Origin of the sequence: Agreia sp. Leaf335 (assembly GCF_001423605.1) — a bacterium.
GTDB lineage: Bacteria > Actinomycetota > Actinomycetes > Actinomycetales > Microbacteriaceae > Agreia.
In genome coordinates, this window is the sequence record NZ_LMOQ01000003.1 from 615,445 (window position 1) to 634,335 (window position 18,891).

17 protein-coding genes are annotated in these 18,891 nt (G+C 68.2%); 8 read left to right on the forward strand and 9 right to left on the reverse strand.

The genetic code is table 11. The features are described 5' to 3' along the window. Positions 1-20: 20 nt before the first annotated feature. On the reverse strand, positions 21-4,778 hold the full coding sequence (locus ASF79_RS13170) for an ATP-dependent helicase (protein ID WP_055855531.1): 4,758 nt from the start codon (positions 4,776-4,778) through the stop codon (positions 21-23). 77 nt (positions 4,779-4,855) lie between these two features. Between ASF79_RS13170 and ASF79_RS13175 the strand changes: the two genes are divergently transcribed. Then, positions 4,856-5,452 carry an NUDIX hydrolase family protein gene (locus ASF79_RS13175; protein ID WP_055778194.1) on the forward strand — a complete coding sequence of 199 codons (597 nt, stop codon included), beginning with the start codon at positions 4,856-4,858 and terminating at the stop codon, positions 5,450-5,452. Positions 5,453-5,547: 95 nt separating this feature from the next. Here the strand turns inward: ASF79_RS13175 and ASF79_RS13180 are convergent, their stop codons facing one another. Further along, the gene (locus tag ASF79_RS13180) at positions 5,548-7,089 is read right to left on the reverse strand and encodes a DEAD/DEAH box helicase (protein ID WP_055855533.1); all 1,542 of its coding nucleotides are present in this window, start codon (positions 7,087-7,089) and stop codon (positions 5,548-5,550) included. 438 nt (positions 7,090-7,527) lie between these two features. Here ASF79_RS13180 and ASF79_RS13185 point away from each other — a divergent pair, with 438 nt between their 5' ends. Then, positions 7,528-8,913 carry an MFS transporter gene (locus tag ASF79_RS13185; protein ID WP_055855536.1) on the forward strand — a complete coding sequence of 462 codons (1,386 nt, stop codon included), beginning with the start codon at positions 7,528-7,530 and terminating at the stop codon, positions 8,911-8,913. A 3-nt stretch (positions 8,914-8,916) separates the two neighbouring features. Next, the gene (locus ASF79_RS13190) at positions 8,917-9,600 is read left to right on the forward strand and encodes an aspartate/glutamate racemase family protein (protein ID WP_156366254.1); all 684 of its coding nucleotides are present in this window, start codon (positions 8,917-8,919) and stop codon (positions 9,598-9,600) included. Here the strand turns inward: ASF79_RS13190 and ASF79_RS13195 are convergent. The 3 genes from ASF79_RS13195 to ASF79_RS13205 are packed head-to-tail and all read right to left on the reverse strand — an operon-like array spanning position 9,585 to position 11,473. Continuing rightward, positions 9,585-10,274 carry a GntR family transcriptional regulator gene (locus tag ASF79_RS13195; protein WP_055855538.1) on the reverse strand — a complete coding sequence of 230 codons (690 nt, stop codon included), beginning with the start codon at positions 10,272-10,274 and terminating at the stop codon, positions 9,585-9,587. The genes ASF79_RS13190 and ASF79_RS13195 overlap by 16 nt on opposite strands. 20 nt (positions 10,275-10,294) lie before the next feature. Further along, positions 10,295-10,930 carry a DUF1684 domain-containing protein gene (locus ASF79_RS13200; RefSeq protein ID WP_055855541.1) on the reverse strand — a complete coding sequence of 212 codons (636 nt, stop codon included), beginning with the start codon at positions 10,928-10,930 and terminating at the stop codon, positions 10,295-10,297. A 9-nt stretch (positions 10,931-10,939) separates the two neighbouring features. Next, positions 10,940-11,473, reverse strand: coding sequence for a hypothetical protein (locus ASF79_RS13205; protein WP_055778177.1), 534 nt, complete (start codon positions 11,471-11,473; stop codon positions 10,940-10,942). 129 nt (positions 11,474-11,602) lie between these two features. Here ASF79_RS13205 and ASF79_RS13210 point away from each other — a divergent pair, with 129 nt between their 5' ends. The 5 genes from ASF79_RS13210 (at position 11,603) to ASF79_RS13230 (ending at position 15,548) form a co-directional block, all read left to right on the forward strand. Continuing rightward, a complete protein-coding gene (locus ASF79_RS13210) occupies positions 11,603-12,607 on the forward strand; it encodes an isopenicillin N synthase family dioxygenase (protein ID WP_055855544.1) in 1,005 nt (334 codons plus the stop codon). A 51-nt stretch (positions 12,608-12,658) separates the two neighbouring features. Continuing rightward, positions 12,659-13,822: an AI-2E family transporter gene (locus ASF79_RS13215; RefSeq protein ID WP_055855546.1), complete on the forward strand. Its 1,164-nt coding sequence runs from the start codon at positions 12,659-12,661 to the stop codon at positions 13,820-13,822. Between the two features lie 36 nt (positions 13,823-13,858). Continuing rightward, the gene (locus tag ASF79_RS13220) at positions 13,859-14,161 is read left to right on the forward strand and encodes a DUF427 domain-containing protein (RefSeq protein ID WP_055778169.1); all 303 of its coding nucleotides are present in this window, start codon (positions 13,859-13,861) and stop codon (positions 14,159-14,161) included. Positions 14,162-14,301: 140 nt separating this feature from the next. After that, entirely contained in the window at positions 14,302-14,913 is a 612-nt protein-coding gene (locus ASF79_RS13225; RefSeq protein WP_055855551.1) for an HD domain-containing protein, read from the forward strand. Positions 14,914-14,957: 44 nt separating this feature from the next. Beyond that, positions 14,958-15,548, forward strand: coding sequence for a DJ-1/PfpI family protein (locus tag ASF79_RS13230; RefSeq protein WP_055855555.1), 591 nt, complete (start codon positions 14,958-14,960; stop codon positions 15,546-15,548). 8 nt (positions 15,549-15,556) lie between these two features. On the opposite strand, the gene ASF79_RS13235 is transcribed toward ASF79_RS13230, so the two are convergent. From ASF79_RS13235 to ASF79_RS13250, 4 genes are all read right to left on the reverse strand, one after another. Continuing rightward, entirely contained in the window at positions 15,557-16,048 is a 492-nt protein-coding gene (locus ASF79_RS13235) for a SprT-like domain-containing protein (protein ID WP_055855558.1), read from the reverse strand. A gap of 56 nt (positions 16,049-16,104) precedes the next feature. Further along, positions 16,105-16,620, reverse strand: coding sequence for a hypothetical protein (locus ASF79_RS13240; protein WP_235480529.1), 516 nt, complete (start codon positions 16,618-16,620; stop codon positions 16,105-16,107). Between the two features lie 77 nt (positions 16,621-16,697). Further along, positions 16,698-17,864 (reverse strand): PQQ-dependent sugar dehydrogenase, encoded by a 1,167-nt coding sequence (locus ASF79_RS13245; RefSeq protein WP_055855559.1) that lies wholly within the window; start codon positions 17,862-17,864, stop codon positions 16,698-16,700. A gap of 25 nt (positions 17,865-17,889) precedes the next feature. Further along, the gene (locus tag ASF79_RS13250) at positions 17,890-18,780 is read right to left on the reverse strand and encodes a spermidine synthase (RefSeq protein WP_055778154.1); all 891 of its coding nucleotides are present in this window, start codon (positions 18,778-18,780) and stop codon (positions 17,890-17,892) included. Between the last annotated feature and the right edge of the window lie 111 nt (positions 18,781-18,891).

An 18,891-nucleotide genomic window follows, 5' to 3' on the forward strand; every position in this document is an offset into this window, starting at 1 on the left:
GTTGCCTGGGCCTTCTCACGTCACGAGGCGCGGAGCCGGAGCCCTTGCGGAGTCGCGCCGAAGCCGGCTGTCTCGAGGGCGCGACCGATGTCGGTGCCCACGGCGTAGTCTCCGTTGACTTTCTCGACGGTGAGCTTGGCCACTCGACCGCTGATCACGGTGGAGGCAAGGCTCGCGCTCGCGCTCGCGAGCTCGCCCTCGTTCTCGGCGAACGAAAGCAGGGTCTTGCCGCCCCGTTCGACGTAGAGCACGAGTCGTCCGTCGACGAGAACCACGAGCGCGCCGGCCTTGCGGCCGGGGCGGTGACCCGTTCCTGCTGGCCACGGGAGCGCCGCACCATAGGGGTTGGCCGGGTCTGTCGCGGCCAGGGTCACAGCCTTGAGCGCCGCCGCGTTCTCGGCGCCCGCGTCGGTCGGGCCCGACCGCCTCTCTGCCATCGCCTCGGAGGTGAATGATCGCAGACGATCGATCGTGCCGCCGGTGGCGAATTGGGATGCGCCGAGGGTCTCGACGAAGTAGCCGCGTCGTGCGCGGCCCGTCTCTTCGAAGCCGGAGAGCAGGCGGTAGGCGAGGGCGAAGCCGCCCACGATGCGCTCGGCCACGACGGCGCCCTTGGTGACCACTCCGTAACGCTCGAGCAGCATGTCGCCCAGCGCGTGACCGCGAACGGTCGCATCGGTCTCGGGAGCGGGCAGCAGCGACCAGCGGCCGCCCGCGGTGGGCGGTCCGACGCGGGTGACCATGGTGGGCCGAGCGTAGGAGCGCCCCCTGTAGAGCTTCGACCGGGGCGCACTGCGTTTGGTGCTGTGGGCCGTCTTGCCCCCGCCGGTGAGAGAGCGCAGCGGAGCCAGCGTGTCGTTGGTGATGCGCCCCGCCCACACCAGATCCCACAGCGCGGTCACCAGCTCGGCATCATCGACGGCCGAGCCCAGCGCGGTGCCGACCGTATCGGAGAGGGTGCGGAAGAAGAACGCGCCCCCGCCCTCGAGCGCGCCGAGCACGGCATGCTGCAGCGTCGTCGGTTCGAGCGGCTCGGCCAGGGGAATGGTGAGAGGCGCGGTTTCGGCGAGATGCATCGCCACCCAGCCGTCGTTGCCGGGCAGCGAGCCGACGCCCGACCAGACGACCTCGCCCGTCGCCGTGAGCTCGTCGAGCATGGCAGGGCTGTACTCGCGCACGCGGCTGGGCAGAATCAGCGTCTCCCACGCAGAGGCGGGAATGGGGACTCCGGCGAGCTGGTCGATGACCGTGGCCACGCCGTCGACGCCACGCAGATTGCCGCCGACGTGCTGCCACGACGGCAGGAAGCGCGCGAGGGTGGTGGTGTCGACGGGCTCGACCTCGTGCCTGAGGGCGGCGAGCGAACGCCGCCTGAGTCGACGCAGAACCTCGGCGTCGCTCCACTCGGTTCGCGCAGCGCCGGGAGAGTCTGCACCCAGGGGCCGGAACTCGCCCTCGAGCACGCGCCGCGCGCTCTCGAGCCGGCGCAGCGCATCCAGAACGACGGCGGAGCCGAGGCCATACCGAGTCGCCGCCTCGGCAACGGTGAAGGGCGTGTGGGTGCGAGCGTAACGCGCCACGAGGTCTGCGACAGGATCGGGAACGGGCTCGATGAACGCGTCGGGAACGCCATAGGGAATGGGTGTGCCGAGCGCGTCGCGGAGCCGACCGGCGTCTTCGATGGCTGCCCAGCGCTCGTCGCCCGCGATGGTGACGACGAGGGCGCGGCGAGAGTCGACGAGGCCGGCGAGCAGATCGGATGCGTGGGGCGCGGCCTCGTCGACGAGCCTCGCCGTGACCTCGGCGAGAGACAGAGGGCCGAGCACCCGGATGAGATCGGCCACGCCCTCGAGGTCGCGGGCCTTGCGGTCGGGCGCGAGTCGCTGCAGTTCGAGTTCGGTCTGTGCGATGACACCGGGGTCGAGCAGTTCGCGCAGTTCGGCGCGGCCCAGCAGCTCTGACAGCAGCGTCGGGTCGAGCGAGAGCGCGGCCGCCCGGCGCTCGGCCAGGGGGCTGTCTCCCTCGTAGACGAACGACGCGACGTAGCCGAACAGCAGCGACTTGGCGAACGGCGAGGGGTCGTGCGTCTCGGCTTCGACCACACGGATGCGCCGCGCGTCGAGGTCTCGGGCCAGGCCGATGAGCGCGGGCAGGTCGTAGACGTCTTGCAGGCACTCGCGGATCGTCTCGAGGATGATCGGGAAGCTCGGGAACTTTCGGGCGACATCGAGCAGCTGAGCGCTGCGCTGACGCTGCTGCCAGAGCGGCGAGCGCTTGCCCGGGTTCTGCCGCGGCAGCAGCAGCGCGCGCGCCGCGTTCTCGCGGAAACGCGAGGCGAACAGGGCGGACCCGCCGACCTCCTGGGTGACGATCTGCTCGAGTTCGTCTGCCTCGAAGAGAAAGAGCTCGGCGCCGGGCGGCTCGCTCTCGGTGTCGGGCAACCGCAAGATGATGCCGTCGTCGTTCGCGACGGACGCCCCATCGATGCCGAAGCGCTCGCGCAGGCGTGCGCCGATCGCCAGAGACCAGGGCGAGTGCACCTGCATGCCGAAGGGCGAGTGCAGAATGACGCGCCAGTCGCCCAGCTCGTCGCGGAAGCGCTCGATGACCAACGTCTTGTCGCTCGGCACGTGCCCGGTGGCCTCGCGCTGCTCTGTCACGAAGGTGACGAGGTTGTTCGCGGCGCGCTCGTCGAGCCCCGCGCTCGCGGTCATGCGCGCGGACTCCTCGGCATCCGCCCCTGCGAGCTTGCGGGTGAACTCGCCGATCGCCCGGCCGAGTTCGGCGGGCCGGCCCTGACCGTCTCCGCGCCAGAACGGCAGGCGACCGGGTTCGCCGAATGCCGGTGTGACGAGCACGCGGTCGTGGGTGATCTCTTGGATGCGCCAACTCGTGGCGCCCAGCGCGAAGACGTCGCCGACGCGCGATTCGTAGACCATCTCTTCGTCGAGCTCGCCCACGCGATTGCCGCCCTTGGCGGTAGACGCCGTGCCCGACGCCTGTTCTGATGCGGCTCCGCCGACCATGAAGACCCCGAAGAGGCCGCGATCGGGAATGGTGCCTCCGCTCGTGACGGCGAGGCGCTGGGCGCCGGGCCGCCCTGTGAGCGTTCCCTCGTCTCGATCCCACACCAGGCGCGGGCGCAGCTCGGCGAACTCATCGGAAGGGTACCTGCCCGCGAGCAGGTCGAGCGTCGCCTCGTAGGCCGAGCGGGGGAGCCCCGCGAAGGGAGCGCTGCGGCGCACGGTGTCGAACCACTCCTCGACATCGATCGGCTCGAGCGCGCAGGCGGCAACGGTCTGCTGAGCGAGGATGTCGAGCGGGTTCGTGGGCACGGAGAGCGACTCGATGAGCCCCTCTGTCATGCGCAGGGAGGCGACCGCAGAATGCAACAGGTCGGCCCGGTGTTTGGGGTACAGGATGCCGCGCGAGATCTCGCCCACCTGGTGACCGGCACGACCCACGCGCTGCAGGCCGCTGGCGACGCTCGGGGGAGACTCGACCTGGACCACGAGGTCGACGGCGCCCATGTCGATGCCGAGCTCGAGACTCGACGTGGCGACGACGCAACGCAGACGACCCGTCTTGAGATCGTCTTCGATGACGGCTCGTTGCTCTTTCGAGACGGAGCCGTGGTGCGCACGCGCGAGGATCGGCTCATCGGCACCGTCGCCGGCTCGGGCGCTGACGCTGGCGGGAAGGCCCTTGGTCTGGCCGGCCTGGCCCATGATGGCCGCGGGGGGCCGCTTCGAGCCCGTCGTCGCCTGACCCTCTGAAACGGAACCAGCCTCGTCGACGGCCTCGGGGAGTGCGGGCGTCGAGGCCGCCTGCTCGAGCCGCTCGAGGTAGATCTCGTTGAGCCGGGCGGTGAGCCGCTCGGCCAGTCGGCGGGAGTTGGCGAAGACGATGGATGAGCGGTGGGCGAGAATGCGATCGACGATGCTCTCTTCGACATGCGGCCAGATCGAGCCCTGCCCGCCCCCGGAGCCATCGTCTTCTCTGAGAGCCCCCGCTGCGGAGCCCTCACGCTCGCCGGCCGAGGGCAGCGCGGTCATGTCGTCGACGGGAACGACGACCCGCAGATCGAACTTCTTGGTCGAGGTGGGGGCCACGATGGCGACGGGGCGGCCCCCGGCCAGAAAGCGCGCCACCTCTTCGCGCGGTCGCACCGTGGCCGAGAGCCCGATGCGCTGGGCGGGCTTCTCTAAGAGCCCGTCGAGTCGCTCGAGCGACACGGCGAGATGCGCTCCACGCTTGGTGGCCGCGACGGCGTGCACCTCGTCGATGATGACCGTCTCGACCGTCGAGAGCGACTCCCTGGCCGCCGAGGTGAGCATGAGAAAAAGCGACTCGGGCGTCGTGATGAGGATGTCGGGAGGATTCTTCGACTGGTTGCGTCGGTCGGCCTGCGTCGTATCGCCGCTTCGCACCCCGACCTGGATGTTCGGAGGTTCGGTGCCGAGACGCTTGGCCGTCTGGGTGATGCCGACCAGGGGGGACCGGAGGTTGCGCTCGACGTCGACGGCCAGCGCCTTGAGAGGGGAGATGTAGAGGACGCGCACGCCGGCCTTCTCGGGCGGCGGCTCGGAGGTGAGCCTGTCGATCGACCACAGGAAGGCAGACAGCGTCTTGCCCGAGCCGGTCGGTGCCACCACCAGGGCGTTCGACCCGGATGACACGGCCTCCCATGCGCCGAGCTGTGCGGGTGTGGGCGCGCTGAACGCCCCGCGGAACCATTGCTGCGTCGCGGGGGAGAATCTGTCGAGCACATCGCCCATAGGCTCCATCCTCACGCATACCGCCGACAGTGTGTCCTGCGGCGCCGGTGGCTGGCCACGTGGGGTAAGAATGGACTATGAGCGTGAGAACTCCAGACCCCGATCCCGAGTGGACCCCCGAGGGCAGCAACATCCCGCCCACACCGTCGCAGAGTTCCAACCCGGGCTGGCTCAGCGATGTCGAACTCGCCGAGATCAGACGGCGTCTGCCGCTGCTCTACGTCGAGGCGGTTCCGGTGCGCGTCGACGGCCTCGGTCAGGTGACCGAGGTGGGCATGCTGCTTCGAGCAACGCCCACGGGGTCGATCACGCGAACGTTGGTCTCCGGCCGCGTCATGTACGGCGAGACGCTCCGGGACGCCCTCTTCCGCCACCTCGAGAAGGACCTCGGGCCGATGGCGTTTCCCCAGCTTCCCGCGAGCCCCATCCCCTTCTCCGTGGCCGAGTACTTTCCGCTACCGGGCGTCACCCAGTTCTACGACGAGCGTCAGCACGCGGTCTCGCTCGCCTACGTCGTTCCGGTCACCGGAACCTGCGAGCCTCGCCAGGACGCTCTGGAGGTCACGTGGATGTCGCCGCAGGAGGCAGCGTCAGATGAGCTGTCCGCCGAGTTCGAGGGCGGGCGCGGGTCGCTGCTGCGAGCTGCATTGGCCTCTGTCGGCCGTCTGATCTGACGCCTCACGCACGAACGGGCGGAGATTCCGCAGCACCGGGGCGCAGAGCGCATCGGTGTGCAGGAATCTCCGCCCGTTCAGGCGAAGCGGGGTGACTAGCCCTGGGCGCGGCGACCCTGGCGACGTGCGCCAGATCCATTGCCACCGGATGCGGCGGCGCCGGCAGCGTAGCCACCCTGTCCGCCGGTCGACGTCGAGTAGGTGCGCGAGGAGCCTCCGGCGGGAGCCGCGGTGCGACCTCCACCGGCGCCGCCGCGACGAGCGCCGCTCGCCGACGTCGGGGCGCCTGCTGCAGCGGGGCGACCCGAGCGATCGCGACGGGGACGGCCTTCGCCGCCTCCGGCCGCGGGCGAACCGTCGCGCTGGGCGCGCTTGCGCTGCGCGTTGGCACCCTGCGATCCACCCTGGCGACGCGGGGTTCCCTGAACCTGCACGGCGGCACGGGGAGCGGGCTTGACCCACTCGGCCAGCTCGCCGACGAGCTCGGTGACCGCGGGGGAGTTGGCGGTGACGCGCTGCGGGGTGACCTGGATGGCCGCCTTGCGCAGCAGATCTGCCGTGTCCTTCTTCTGGGTCGGCAGCATCACGGTGACGACGTCTCCGGCGCTTCCGGCGCGGGCGGTGCGGCCCGAGCGGTGCAGGTACGCCTTGTGCTCTGCCGGCGGGTCGACGTGGATGACGAGTTCGATGTCATCGACGTGCACACCGCGGGCGGCGACGTCGGTGGCGACGAGGACCTTCACGTCGCCGGCGCTGAACGCGGCGAGGTTGCGGTCACGGGCGACCTGCGAGAGGTTTCCGTGCAGGTCGACGGCGGGGATGCCGGCATCGATCAGCTGGCGGGCCAGCTTCTTGGCGTGGTGCTTGGTGCGCATGAACAGGATGCGACGGCCGGTTCCGGAGGCGAGCTTCTGAACGAGTTCGGTCTTGGCGGTGGCGCCGTCGACCTCGAACACGTGGTGCGTCATGAGCTCGACGTGGCTGGTGGCCTCGTCGACCGAGTGCAGCACCTCGTTCTGCAGGAACTTGCGCACCAGCTTGTCCACGCCGTTGTCGAGCGTGGCCGAGAACAGCAGGCGCTGTCCGCCGCGAGGGGTCTTGTCGAGGATGCGGGTCACGACGGGCAGGAAGCCCAGGTCGGCCATGTGGTCGGCCTCGTCGAGAACCGTGATCTCGATCGCGTCGAGCGAGACGAAGCCCTGCTTCATGAGGTCTTCGAGGCGGCCCGGGCAGGCGACGATGATGTCGACGCCGGCCTTGAGGGCGGCGACCTGGCGCTGCTGTGACACACCACCGAAGATGGTGGTCGACTTCAGGCCGTACGCATCGGCGAGCGGCTGGAGCACCGCCGAGATCTGCGTGGCGAGCTCACGGGTCGGGGCGAGCACCAGCCCAAGGGGACGGCCGGAGCGACGCTGTCCGCCGGACAGGGCGCCGCCGAGGCGGGCGACCATCGGAATGGAGAACGCGAGCGTCTTGCCCGAGCCCGTCTTTCCGCGGCCGAGCACGTCGCGTCCGGCGAGGGTGTCAGGAAGGGTGTCGAGCTGGATGGGGAAGGGCTCGGTGATGCCGGCGCTGGTGAGCGCGGCCACGACGGGGGCGGGAACGCCGAGCGAAGAGAAGGTGGGTGTTGACATAGCTGTTTCGGTGCCTTTCAGGCATCGGATCCGCAGTGTGACACGACGGCATCGCACAGAGCTTCTGATTCGCACAGACTCTCTCGGCAATGCCGCGACTGTGCGGAAATGATGGCGAAGGTGCCAGTAGGCACTTCCGTTCGCCGTGAGAAAGTTTTCGCGAAATCCAGACACGAGGCCCGAACCGCAAGGTGCGTTCTACGACGCAGGGAGCGCACGATCGCGCTCGCAAGTGATTACAGCCTAGCGCACATGCCCCGGGAAAGCTCCCGGGTATCCCCAGGGACGCTCCACTGGCGCCCAACACGACTCAGAGTGCATCTCGGTATCCCAGATTGCGCATTTTTTACAATCCAGAAACGTGCGAGAAACCTGCCGGGCCTCGCTGCTTCCTAGCGTTGTCCTCATCCTCCCCGAACACCATCGAAAGGCGCGGCCATGACCTCGGTTCTCGAACCACCGAAGACGCTCAGCAGTCAGATCGAATCCGCGTACTCGAGGATCGGCCTCTCGGGTGCGCACCTCGGAATCATCGCGATGATCCTGCTCGGCGCATTCTTCGACGCGATCGAGCAGAACACGGTCGGCATCGCCGGCCCCCTGCTGAAGGCCGACTGGGGAATCGGAGCAACCGAGATCGGCCTCCTCAACACGGCGACGTTCACCGCTGTCGCCCTCGGCCGTCTCTTCGCAGGATTCATGATGGACAGGATCGGACGCCGAAAGCTGCTCGGCCTGAACCTGCTGGTCTTCAGCGCCGGTTCGCTGCTGTGCGCTCTCGCACCCGACTACGGCGTGCTCGTCTTCGCACGGTTCCTCGTCGGGCTCGGCCTGGGCGGAGAGATCGCGACGGCCGTCATCATGATGAGCGAGTTCTTCTCGGCCAAGCACCGGGGAACGGCGGTCGGTCTCATCAACGTGGCCGCCGCAGGCCTCGGCAACATGCTCGCCCCTCTCGTCGGTGTCCTCGTCTTCGCGGTCTTCACCGGCCAGGATCAGTGGCGATACCTCTTCGGCATCCTGATCGTTCCCGCCCTGCTCGTGGTCGTCTACCGGCGCGCGTTGCCCGAGACGCCTCGATACCTCGCCTCGCAGGGCCGGTTCGCCGAAGCCAACACCGTGATCAACAGACTGGCTCAGGGCAAGCTCACCGGGAAACTCTCCTTCGAGGAGTCCTACCTCGACGCCGGTTCCCTCGCCACAGACCCGGCTGCTCCCCGCGTCTCGTGGACGGCCGTCTTCCGGGGGCGCTACCTGCGCACGACTGTCTCCCTGGGTGTCGCGGTCACCATGTCGTATGCCGCCCAGATCTCGATGCTGACCCTCATCCCGGTGATTCTCACGGATCGAGGCTTCAGCATCACGAGCGCGCTCTGGTACACGCTCATCATGCAGTCGGGAAGCCTGCTCGGAGCCATCGTCGCCGCCTTCATCGCGCGGAATCTGCCACGCAAGGCCGTGATGAGCGTCGCCGCCGTGCTCGGGCTGGCCGCCGCCCTCGGATTCGGATTCGTGGCCACGAGCATCCCGCTCGTCCTGGTCTTCGGCGCCCTCTTCAACTTCTCTGTCATCGTGCTCAACACCACGATCTGGCTGTTCGCTCCAGAGCAGTACCCCACGCGGATCCGAGGGCTCGGAACGTCGATCATTCTCGCCATCGGTTCGCTCTCTGGCGGGCTGTTCCCGCTCATTGCGGGAGCCGTCCTCGAGAACCAGGGCGTGGGCGCCATGTTCGCTGTGCTCGCCACCCTCTTCGTGCTCTGCGGAATCGCCGTACAGTTTCCCCGTGAGACCGTCGGACGCCCGATGGTCGAGGAGGTCTAGCTGGTGCCCAGACGTGCCGTGCGCGCCGACGACGGTCACCTGCTGATCGTGAATCCGAATACCAACGCGGCCACGACTCGCCTGCTCGAGACGGTGGCTCGCCAGCAGCTCGAGGGTACGCATCTCGCGGTCCGCGGTGTGACGGTCGACGAGGGGCCCCGCATGATCGTCGAGCCGGCGGCCCTCGATGCGAGCGTCTCCTATGTCGTCGAGCGCACCCGCCGCGCCGTCACGGAGCAGACACGGGGAGTCATCGTCGGAGCCATCGGTGATCCGGGAGTCGACGAGCTCCGCCGGCTCTACGACATCCCGGTGATCGGAATCGGCGAGGCGTCCGTGCGCGCGGCGGCTGAGGGCGGGCGACGCTTCGGCATGGCGACGAGCACCGGGCTGCTCTCTCTGCGCCTCGAGCAGCTGGTGGCGCGACATTCCGCGGCCGGCCGATTCACCGGCATCCGGTTCACCCCGACTCTGGCCGACGACCTCGCGGCCGACCCCGAGCAGCAGTTCGTCGAGCTCCAGCGCGCTGTGCACGACTCGGCGGTGTTCGACGGGGCTGAAGCCGTGATCATCGGAGGAGGCCCGCTGAGCGAGTCGGCCCGCCGGATCGCGGCGGCATCCAGCGTGCCGATCATCGAACCCGTCCCCAGCGCGATCGCCCGGCTCCTCGCCTATTCTGCGGCGTAGTGCGGATGCTCGGGTAGCACCGCGAGGGTGCGAGAGCGTCCGCGTTCCGTGTGCGTATAGGCGGTCGCGGCCGCGAGTTCGGCGTGGCCGCTCACGATCGCGTCGACCAGGGCGGCGTGTTCGCTGTGTCGCGTCAACGGGTCGCTGGCGATCGTCACGCCGCTCAGCCTGTCGATGCGATCCTGCAGGGGAGCGAAGGTCTTGTTGAGCAGCCGGGTGTCGGCAAGCTCGACGATCGACGCGTGAAGCGCTGTGTTGAGTCGGTCCAGTTCCGCGAAATCGGAGCGGTGCAGGGCCTCGGCAGCGGCAGCGAGTGCACGTTCCACGTCGTCGGAGTCGGCTCCGTTCGAGACTCGCTCGGCGGCCGTTCGCGCGATCAGGGGCTCGAGCACGGCGCGCAGATCGTAGAGCTCGCCGACCTCGCGACTGGTGATGTGCGTGACCACGGCCGTTCGCCTCGGCAGCACGCGAACGAAGCCGCCCACTTCGAGACGGGGCAGCGCCGTGCGGATGGGAATGCGCGAGACGTTGAACTCGCTCGCGATATCGCGCTCGCGGAGGGGCTCACCGGCGGCATAGCGCCCGCTGATGATGCCCTCGCGCAGGCGCTCGTAGACGAACTGCGACAGCGCCTTCGATTCGTCGTTCGTCTCGGCGCCGCCCTCGTTGTCCACACCCACGACAGTAGTGCGGGTCAGTGCGCCCCGGAGTAGAGCTCGCCGACCGGGATGCCGCCGGTCACGCGGTTTCCCAGAGGGGCCAGCGGGCAGGCCCACGCCGGGTCGTAGGCGCACGACGGGTTGTAGGCGAAATTGAAGTCCAGTACGAGCGAGCCGGCGGTCGCGCCGAGGCCGAGGTGCGCTCCTTTGATCGAATCGATGAGGTAGCGGCCGCCGCCGTAGGTTCCGCCGGACGTGCCGGCGAGGCCATCGCGCACGGGGATGAAGAGGCCGCCGCCGTACGAGCGCAGCCGCCACACATCGAGGCGGCCCACCTCGTCGATGCTGGCGTGACCGACGAGTTCGAAGGGCACGATGCCGTCGGTGCCGGTCTCGAAGTCGAAGCCGACCGGCGCATCCGGGGCAGTGATCTCGACCTCGAACCGCCATGCCGGGTCGTAGGGCGCGACGGGCAGGCCGGTGAAGCCCGGCCGGTCCTCCGCCAGCAGCGGGGTCTGCGGATGCGTGCGGAACAGGTCGTCGCGACCGTCGCGCCACGCTCCGTGAGCCGATTCGGGATCGACGAGGGCGAGCATCCGCACCTCGTCGTAGAGCGCGAAGACGCCCTGGCGCCAGTCGGCGACCTGGATTGCTGATTGCGCGTTCGTCACGAGTTCAGGCTACGCGGCGATATCGGGGTCGACGCCCTGTGCGCCGGACTCCGGGGTCGGCTCGGGATCGAACGCCCAGTTCGGGGCGAGTTGGCGCAGTCGCGCGCCCCGCCACTGCCAGAACGCCCACATGCCGTACCAGGCGGCGGGGGTCAGCGCCCCGGCACCGATGATGAGTCTGTCGCGGTAGAGCGTCTTGCCGGTTCCCGCGGGGTCTGGGGAGATAGCCATCTGGTGATCCCAGGTGGTGGGGATGGCGACGGCGCCCGAGACGCCGCGCCCGGAGTCGCGCACGATGCGCACGCCGTCGGGGCGCTCGAGGAAGGAGAGCCTGATGATCTGCTTTCCCAGGGGAACCAGTCCGCCTCCCTCGATCTCGACCGGGTGTTCACCCGGCTGCCAGATCGTGGGGAATCCGTCGGCGCTCAACGAACGGATCTTCAGGAAGGGACTCGACACCTCGCGAAAGACGGCGGGGCTGCGGATCGCCCGCCACGCGGCATCCGGGTCGGTGTCGAGCACGAACTTCAGCAGAACTCTCATGTGGGCCTCCACGCCTCAGTCTGGGTGGTGAGGCAAACGACGACAAGTCGTGGGCCCGGCATTGCGTGTCGGCTCAATACGCCGTAATGCAATTGGTGTTCCCAGCGGCGAGGTGACACCGTGGAAATCATGACCCAGAGCCTTCCCGTACTCGACTTCTCTCGCCTCGATGCCTCCCCGGAGGAGGCCGCCGGATTCCGTGAGGATCTCCGTCGCGCAACACACGACTACGGCTTCTTCTATCTCACGGGCCACGGAGTTCCCGAGTCTCTGGTGAGCGGCATCCTCGAGACGTCGCGGCGCTTCTTCGAGCTGCCCGAGGCCGACAAGCTCTCGATCGAGAACGTGCTGAGCCCCCAGTTCCGCGGTTACACCCGTGTCGGTGGCGAACTCACGCAGGGTCTGGTCGACTGGCGTGAGCAGATCGACGTCGGAAGCGAACGCGAGACCGTCGAGCGCGGCGAGGGTGTTCCGGACTACTGGCGGCTCGAGGGGCCCAACCTCTGGCCCGAAGCGCTGCCCGAGCTGCAGGATGTCGTCACCCGGTGGCACGACGAGCTCTCGGCCATCAGCATCCGGCTTCTTCAGGCGTGGGCGCAGTCTCTCGGCGCCGACCCGCATGTGTTCGACGACGCTTTCGCCGAGCGACCCTCGACGCTGATCAAGATCGTGCGCTATCCCGGCAAGAGCGACCCGACCCCGAAGCAGGGCGTCGGAGCTCATCGTGACGGCGGCGCCCTGACACTGCTGCTCGTCGAAGAAGGCAAGGGCGGCCTGCAGGTCGCCTATGGAGACGAGTGGATCGACGCGCCTCCCGTTCCCGGCGCTTTCGTCGTTAACATCGGCGAGCTGCTCGAGTACGCCACGAACGGCTACCTCAAGGCCACGGTGCACCGGGTCATCTCGCCGTCGATCGGCAGCGATCGCATCTCGATCCCCTTCTTCTTCAACCCGGCTCTGGATGCGTCGATCCCGTCGATCCCGCTGCCCGTGGCACTGCAGTCTGAAGCGACGGGCATCACGCCGGATCCCGACGACAGCCCGATCCTGCAGGTCTACGGTGAGAACGTGCTGCGCTATCGGCTGCGGGCGCACCCCGACGTGGCAGCCATCCATCACTCCGACCTGCTCTGAGGCCATGAATCTCCGCCCTGCGGAGACGGTTCCGTCCACTAGCCTCGAGCAATGACACGAGCCGACATGCGTTCGCCGGGCCGGCGACCGACCACCTCGCCGCGAATCCGCTCGACCCTCGGCAGGGTGCCCAGTCGACGGGCCGAGGAAGACCGTGTGCCCCAGCGGCGCATCCGGTTCAACCCCTTTCTGATCGGGCTGCTCGGGGCACTCGGAGCCTGCGTCGGTCTCGGACTGTGGGGTGCAATCGGATCGCTCTCGACCGTGTTCGTCTACATGGGTATCGCCTACTTCATCGCGCTGGCACTCGAGCCGCTGATGAAGCTGGCGGAGCGGCACAGGATCCCCCGCTGGGCGGCATCACTCGGAGTCGCCCTCCTCGCGCTCGCGGTCATCGGCGGCGTGGCCCTCGCCATCGTTCCGAACCTCGTGCGCCAGGTGAACTACCTGATCACCCACGCGAGCGAACTCACCGACCGTCTTCTCGCCCAGCCGTGGGTGACCTGGATCAGCGAGCAGCTCGGCACCTCGCTCGACCTCGATTCGATCATCAAAGACATCACGTCGTTCCTCTCCGACCCCGACAAGCTGCTCTCGATCGGCGGAGGGCTCCTCTCTGTCGGATCGGGGGTCTTCGAGGGTGTGACCGCCGTGATCGTCGTGACCGTGCTCACGATCTACCTGACCCTCACCCTGCGTGGCGTGATGGCGACCGTCTATCAGGCCGTGCCCCGATCCCGGCGAGACGGCTTCATCGACATCACGGAGGAGATCCTCGAGTCGGTCGGCAAGTACGTGGCGGGTCAATTCGTGCTTGCGTTGGCCAACGCGACGATCACGCTGATCCTCGTCACCATCGTGGGCGGCCCCGCGCCGCTTCTGCTCGCCCTCGTCGCGTTCGTCTGCGCTCTCATCCCCGTGGTCGGGCCGATCCTCGGTACGTCGATCGGTGCCGTGTCGATCCTCACCGTCAACCCGATCGGCGCCCTGATCTTCGCGATCATCATGTTGGTCTATCTGCAGGTCGAGGCGTACGTGCTGACGCCGCGCGTGATGGCCAAGGCCGTCGCCGTGCCCGGAGTACTGGTGATCGTGGCCGCCATCGGAGGCGCGGCTCTCGGCGGCATCCTCGGTGCGCTCGTCGCTGTTCCGGTCGTGGCTGCGGGAATCCTGATCTTCCAGCGTGTGATCCGTCCGATTCAGGACGCCAGGTAGCCTCCAAGGCGTAGCGTGACTGCAGGAGGTTTCATCATGAAAGCAGTCGTCAACGGCACCGTCATCGCCGAGGCACCCAAGGAAGATCTGATCGCCATCGAAGGGAACTGGTACTTTCCCCCGTCGAGCGTGAACTTCGATCTGCTCACGCCCACGGACACGCCCTACACCTGCCCGTGGAAGGGCGAGTGCCAGTACTTCAGCGTGAGCGACAGCGGCGTGAGTCTCAAGGATCGCGCGTGGAGCTACCCGAAGCCGTATCCGGCGTCGTTCGATCGCGTCGGCCAGGACTACAGCAACTACGTGGCGTTCTGGAAAGAAGTCCAGGTCACCGAGTAGTTCTCGTCTCATCGAGTTGCCTGAAAACGCCGCCTCCCCGTTGGGTGAGGCGGCGTTTTCGTGCAACTCGGCGGAATCTCGTGCCAGATTGGCCGGTTGCAGAGCATCGACCTCAAGCGCCCGGGGCTAGCGTCGAGAGCATGACGGAACTTCTGCTGCTGCCCACCGCAGACACCGCGCGTCGCGCGCTCGACTGGGTGCAGCGCACCGAGGAGCTCTCGATCGCCAACCACAGCGTTCGCACCTTTCTGCATGCCCGCGTGGTCGCGGCATCCGACGGTCTTGTCGCGGGTCAGGACTACGACGCCGAGGTGCTCTTTCTCGCGTGTGTTCTGCACGACATCGGCACGACGGATGACGCCGACGGCGAGCTCCGTTTCGAGGTCGACGGCGCCGATGCCGCCGCCCGCTTTCTCGCCGCCGAGGGCAGGACCCCCGCCGAGATCGACCTCGTATGGGAGGCCATCGCGTTGCACACCTCGCCGCAGATCGCGGAGCGCAGGGGCCCGATCACGAAGCTGACGCGGCTCGGCGTTCGTGGCGACTTCGGCCTCGAGACGGTCACCGATGCCGAGCGCCAGGCGATCGAGGATGCCTACCCGCGGCTCGACGTGGAGAAGCACCTGGGCGACGCGGTGCTGGAGCAAGCGCTTCGCACCCCGGAGAAGGCCCCGCGGAATTCGTGGCCGGCGAGCCTGGTGCGTGCTCATCGCGACGACCCGCACAACACCGGAGTCAGCGAGGCGTTCTGAGTAGTGCCGCGATACCCGACGGCGTGGCGGATAGGGTTTCTTCCATGACGAAGCACATCGGAATCCTCCTGTTCGACGGCGTCGAAGAGCTCGACGCCGTGGGCCCCTGGGAGGTGCTCTCGTGGTGGACGCGGACGAGCCCCGACGACGGGTACGACGTGTTCACGATGGCCGACTCGCTCGACCCGGTCACCTGCGCCAAGGGCCTGCGCATCCTGCCCGACGTGCAAGTGGATGCCGCACAGCCTCTCGACGTGCTCATCTATCCGGGCGGCCGCGGCACCCGCGGGCACCTGACCGACGAGCGGCGTCTCGCGCGGGTGCGCGGGCAGCGCGAGACCGTGCCGCTGATGACGAGCGTCTGCACCGGATCGCTCGTCTACGCCGCCGCGGGCATCCTGAACGGGAGGCCGGCGACGACGCACTGGAGCACTCTCGACCGGCTCGGTGAGCTCGACCCGACCATCGAGGTACGGCCCGACGACCGCTTCGTCGATGACGGTGATGTGATCACGGCGGCGGGTGTCTCCGCCGGCATCGACATGGCCCTGCATCTCGTCGCGCGACTCGCGGGGGTCGAGCGCGCACGTGAGGTGCGCCGCGGCATACAGTACGACCCGCAACCGCCCGTCTAGCGGGCGCCTCAGCCGCGGAAGGCGGCCTGACGACGACGTGCCGGGTCGATGTCGCGGCGTTGCCAGGCGATCACGTTGGCCGGATCGAAACGCTTGGAGCAGGTGCCGCACGCGAGGGTACGAGCGGGCTTTCGATAGCGGAAGTGCTCGTGACCCGCAGGGCAGACGCCCACCCACGGCGCCAGTTCGTCGGCGACGGAACCGCTGTGGGTGCGCGAGCCGACGTACCCGATGGATGCGGCGATGCGCTGCCACGAGGGACCGTGCCCCGCTCGGTGACCCGCCATCGCGTGCGCGACCTCGTGCAACAGCACCTGGTGGATCTCGTCGTCGTCGAATGTGGCGGCAAGGTAGCGCGAGACAGTGATGCGCTTCGTGGTGAAGCTGCAGAGCCCCGCGCGCGTCTTGGCGTTGTCGAAGCCGAACGACCACAGCTGGGGATCGAGGTGCAGCGAGATGAGCGCGTCTGCCCAGACGCGTACTTTTGCAAGATCAGCCACGGGAAGACACTAACCCGACCGTGCGACATCGTGACCCGAGAGCGGGCTCGAGCTACTCAGGACTCGGTGAGAAAGGACTCCGTGACGGCCACGGCGACGAGTGAGCTCTCGAGCTGGTCGAGCGACGCGCCCATCTTCTCGTAGAGGAAGACGGTGGCCTTGAAGTCGACCAGGGCGGCCTCGTAGTCGCCCATGTCGAAGAGCACCTTGCCCCGGGTGAGCTGCGAGGCGGCCTCGAGCGGGCCCCACTCGTGCACCCTCGCCTCGTCGACGCACAGCGACAGCTCGGAGAGAGCCGCCTGCAGTTTTCCCTGGTACTGCTGCACCTGGGCGCGGCGGATCCGTGCCCCGAGCAGCTGCTCCCGGTCTCCGGAGAAGCGGGTGTGCCTGACGGCCTCGTTCGCCACAGTCCAGGCTTCGTCGAGCCGGCCGAGCAGGCGGTAGAGACCGACCTTCTCGTTGAGGGCCGAGAGGCTGCGCAATTGGCCCAGCTCGCCGAGTCGAGCGGATGCCGCTTGGACGTCGATCTTCTCCCTGAGATTGCGAGGGTCGTAGCCGGTGATGATGCTCACTAGGTCAGGTACTCCGTTGATTGTCACGCGGTGCTGCCGCGTTCGACGTTCTGAAGTCTCGCGGGCTGCGAACAACCCTATCCGGAGGTCGGCACCAGCGTGACTCGGTACAGCGTGTCGTCCCCGGGGCGGGGTTCTCCGCGGCCGTCGGTGTTGTTGGTTATCAGCAACAGACTTCCATCGCCGGCTGAGTAGACGTCGCGAATCCGTCCGAGTTGACCGGAGAAGAACTCCCTCGTCTGCGCTCCCGATGCAGGATCGATCGTCCACAGCCTCTCGCCACCGAGACCCGCCATGAAGACCGTGTCGCCGATCACCGCGATGCCGCTGGGGCTGGCATCGTCGGTCGCCCATTGTGCGATCGGGGCGACGAAGCGGGTGTCGGAGGAGTCGGTCCCCTCCACATCAGGCCAGCCGTAGTTGGCGCCGGGGTCGATGACGTTGAGTTCGTCCCACGTGTCCTGCCCGAATTCCGCGGCGAACATCCTGCCGTCGGCGCGCCAGGCGATGCCCTGCGGGTTGCGGTGGCCGAGGCTGTAGACCGGGGAACCGGCGAACGGATTGTCGGCGGGAACCGAGCCCGAGGCATCCAGGCGCAGGATCTTGCCGCCCAGATACGCCACGTCTTGCGCGCGATCGCGCTGGTTGGCGTCGCCCGTGGTGATGTAGAGCAGGCCATCGGGACCGAAGGCGATGCGTCCACCGTTGTGGTTGGACGCCTTGGGCAGACCCGTGATCACCTCTGCGGCCGCGCCGAGAGCGAGGGACGCGCCGGTTCCGGTGAGCGGAAACGACACGACCCGGTTGTCGTCGGCGGTGGTGAAATAGGCGAAGAGTCGGCGCTCGGCACCCGCGCTCTGCACCGCGATGCCGAGGAGGCCTCCCTCGCCGGTCGCCGCAACTCCGCCCACGCCGCCGATGACGCGCTTCTGCCCGGCGGTGTCGATCAGAACGATCTGAGCCGAGTCCCGCTCCGAGATCAGGATGCCGTCGGCACCGACGGGCGCGATCGACCAGGGGGCGTCGAGGTCGTTGGCCAGGGCGGTGAGGTCGCCGGTGGGCGAGTACGGCCCGGCGAGCGGGTTCGCGCTCTCCGTCGGCGTGGGGGAGGGCGAGGTGGTCGCGACGACCGGCGGCGTCGCGGTCGAGACCGTGCGTTCGGGTCTCGGCGAATCGCATCCGCTGAGCACGAGCATCGAGACCGCGGCGGCGGCCAGTGCGGTGGCGGTGCGGCGGACGCTCATGGTGATGCTCCTGTCTGCTGCCCGGTCAGGGCTTGATCTGGAAGATGCTGCGCCCCGGGGGAGGCGACTTGACGGCCGTCTGATCGGTGACGATCGCTGCGCCGGCGATGAAGTTGCGCAGCTCGGCCCCTGTGACGACCTTGGATGCGACGGGGTCGCCGGCGACGAGCCGTGGCATGCGCTCGAACGGCAGAGGGGAGGTAGAGCCGAACATGACCACGTTGCCGAAACGCTTCGCCTTCAGCATCTGCGAGTCAAGGACGATCGACACGTGCTCGAAGACACTCGACAGCGTCGCCGCCTGCCCGCGGGCGAACGCGAGGCCGGCACCGTCGGCGACATTCACCGCGATCATGCCGTCGTCTGCGAGGAGCGTACGACCCAGCGTGTAGAACTCGGCGCTCGTGACGTGGGCCGGCGTTCGGGCGCCCGAGAAGACATCCACGACCAGCAGATCGACGTTGCCCACCAACCCGGGTGGGAAGGCCGCGAGCTGCTCGCGGGCGTCGCCGTGCCGGATGCGGATCTGCGCGTCACGAGGAAGGGGCAGCTCCCGGCGAACGAGCTCGACGAGTTCGCTCTCGTACTCCACGACCTGCTGGCGCGAACCCGCTCGGGTCGCCGCGACGTAGCGGGGGAGAGTGAGACCGCCGCCGCCCAGGTGCACCGCCGTGATCGCGTCGCCCGCGGGCCTCAGCAGGTCGATGCCGTGACCGATGCGGCGTACGTATTCGAAGTTCAGGTGTGTCGGGTCGTCGATGTCGACGTGCGACTGCGGAGTGCCGTCGACCACGAGCAGGAAGCTGCCGGGGGAGTAGCGATCCGACTCGATCCGGGCGTGGAAGCCGCTCTTCGAGAGCGTCGCCGATGGATGCTCGGGCTCGGCCCGATCGGCGCCTCGCGTGGATCTGCTCATGGTTCCAGTATCCCCTCGACGGGCTCGAGGGACCGCGGCGATGGCGGTTATACCGGAGATTCAGAAACTAATCAAGAAAAGCGGTGGACAGGCGCGTCGGATGCGCATATA

Coding starts and splice junctions, on each gene's coding strand:
- ASF79_RS13170 (WP_055855531.1), bottom strand. CDS start 4,778: ATGGGCGATGTGCTCGACAGATTCTCCCCCGCGACGCAGCAATGGTTC.
- ASF79_RS13175 (WP_055778194.1), top strand. CDS start 4,856: ATGAGCGTGAGAACTCCAGACCCCGATCCCGAGTGGACCCCCGAGGGC.
- ASF79_RS13180 (WP_055855533.1), bottom strand. CDS start 7,089: ATGTCAACACCCACCTTCTCTTCGCTCGGCGTTCCCGCCCCCGTCGTG.
- ASF79_RS13185 (WP_055855536.1), top strand. CDS start 7,528: ATGACCTCGGTTCTCGAACCACCGAAGACGCTCAGCAGTCAGATCGAA.
- ASF79_RS13205 (WP_055778177.1), bottom strand. CDS start 11,473: ATGAGAGTTCTGCTGAAGTTCGTGCTCGACACCGACCCGGATGCCGCG.
- ASF79_RS13210 (WP_055855544.1), top strand. CDS start 11,603: ATGACCCAGAGCCTTCCCGTACTCGACTTCTCTCGCCTCGATGCCTCC.
- ASF79_RS13215 (WP_055855546.1), top strand. CDS start 12,659: ATGACACGAGCCGACATGCGTTCGCCGGGCCGGCGACCGACCACCTCG.
- ASF79_RS13220 (WP_055778169.1), top strand. CDS start 13,859: ATGAAAGCAGTCGTCAACGGCACCGTCATCGCCGAGGCACCCAAGGAA.
- ASF79_RS13225 (WP_055855551.1), top strand. CDS start 14,302: ATGACGGAACTTCTGCTGCTGCCCACCGCAGACACCGCGCGTCGCGCG.
- ASF79_RS13230 (WP_055855555.1), top strand. CDS start 14,958: ATGACGAAGCACATCGGAATCCTCCTGTTCGACGGCGTCGAAGAGCTC.
- ASF79_RS13245 (WP_055855559.1), bottom strand. CDS start 17,864: ATGAGCGTCCGCCGCACCGCCACCGCACTGGCCGCCGCCGCGGTCTCG.
- ASF79_RS13250 (WP_055778154.1), bottom strand. CDS start 18,780: ATGAGCAGATCCACGCGAGGCGCCGATCGGGCCGAGCCCGAGCATCCA.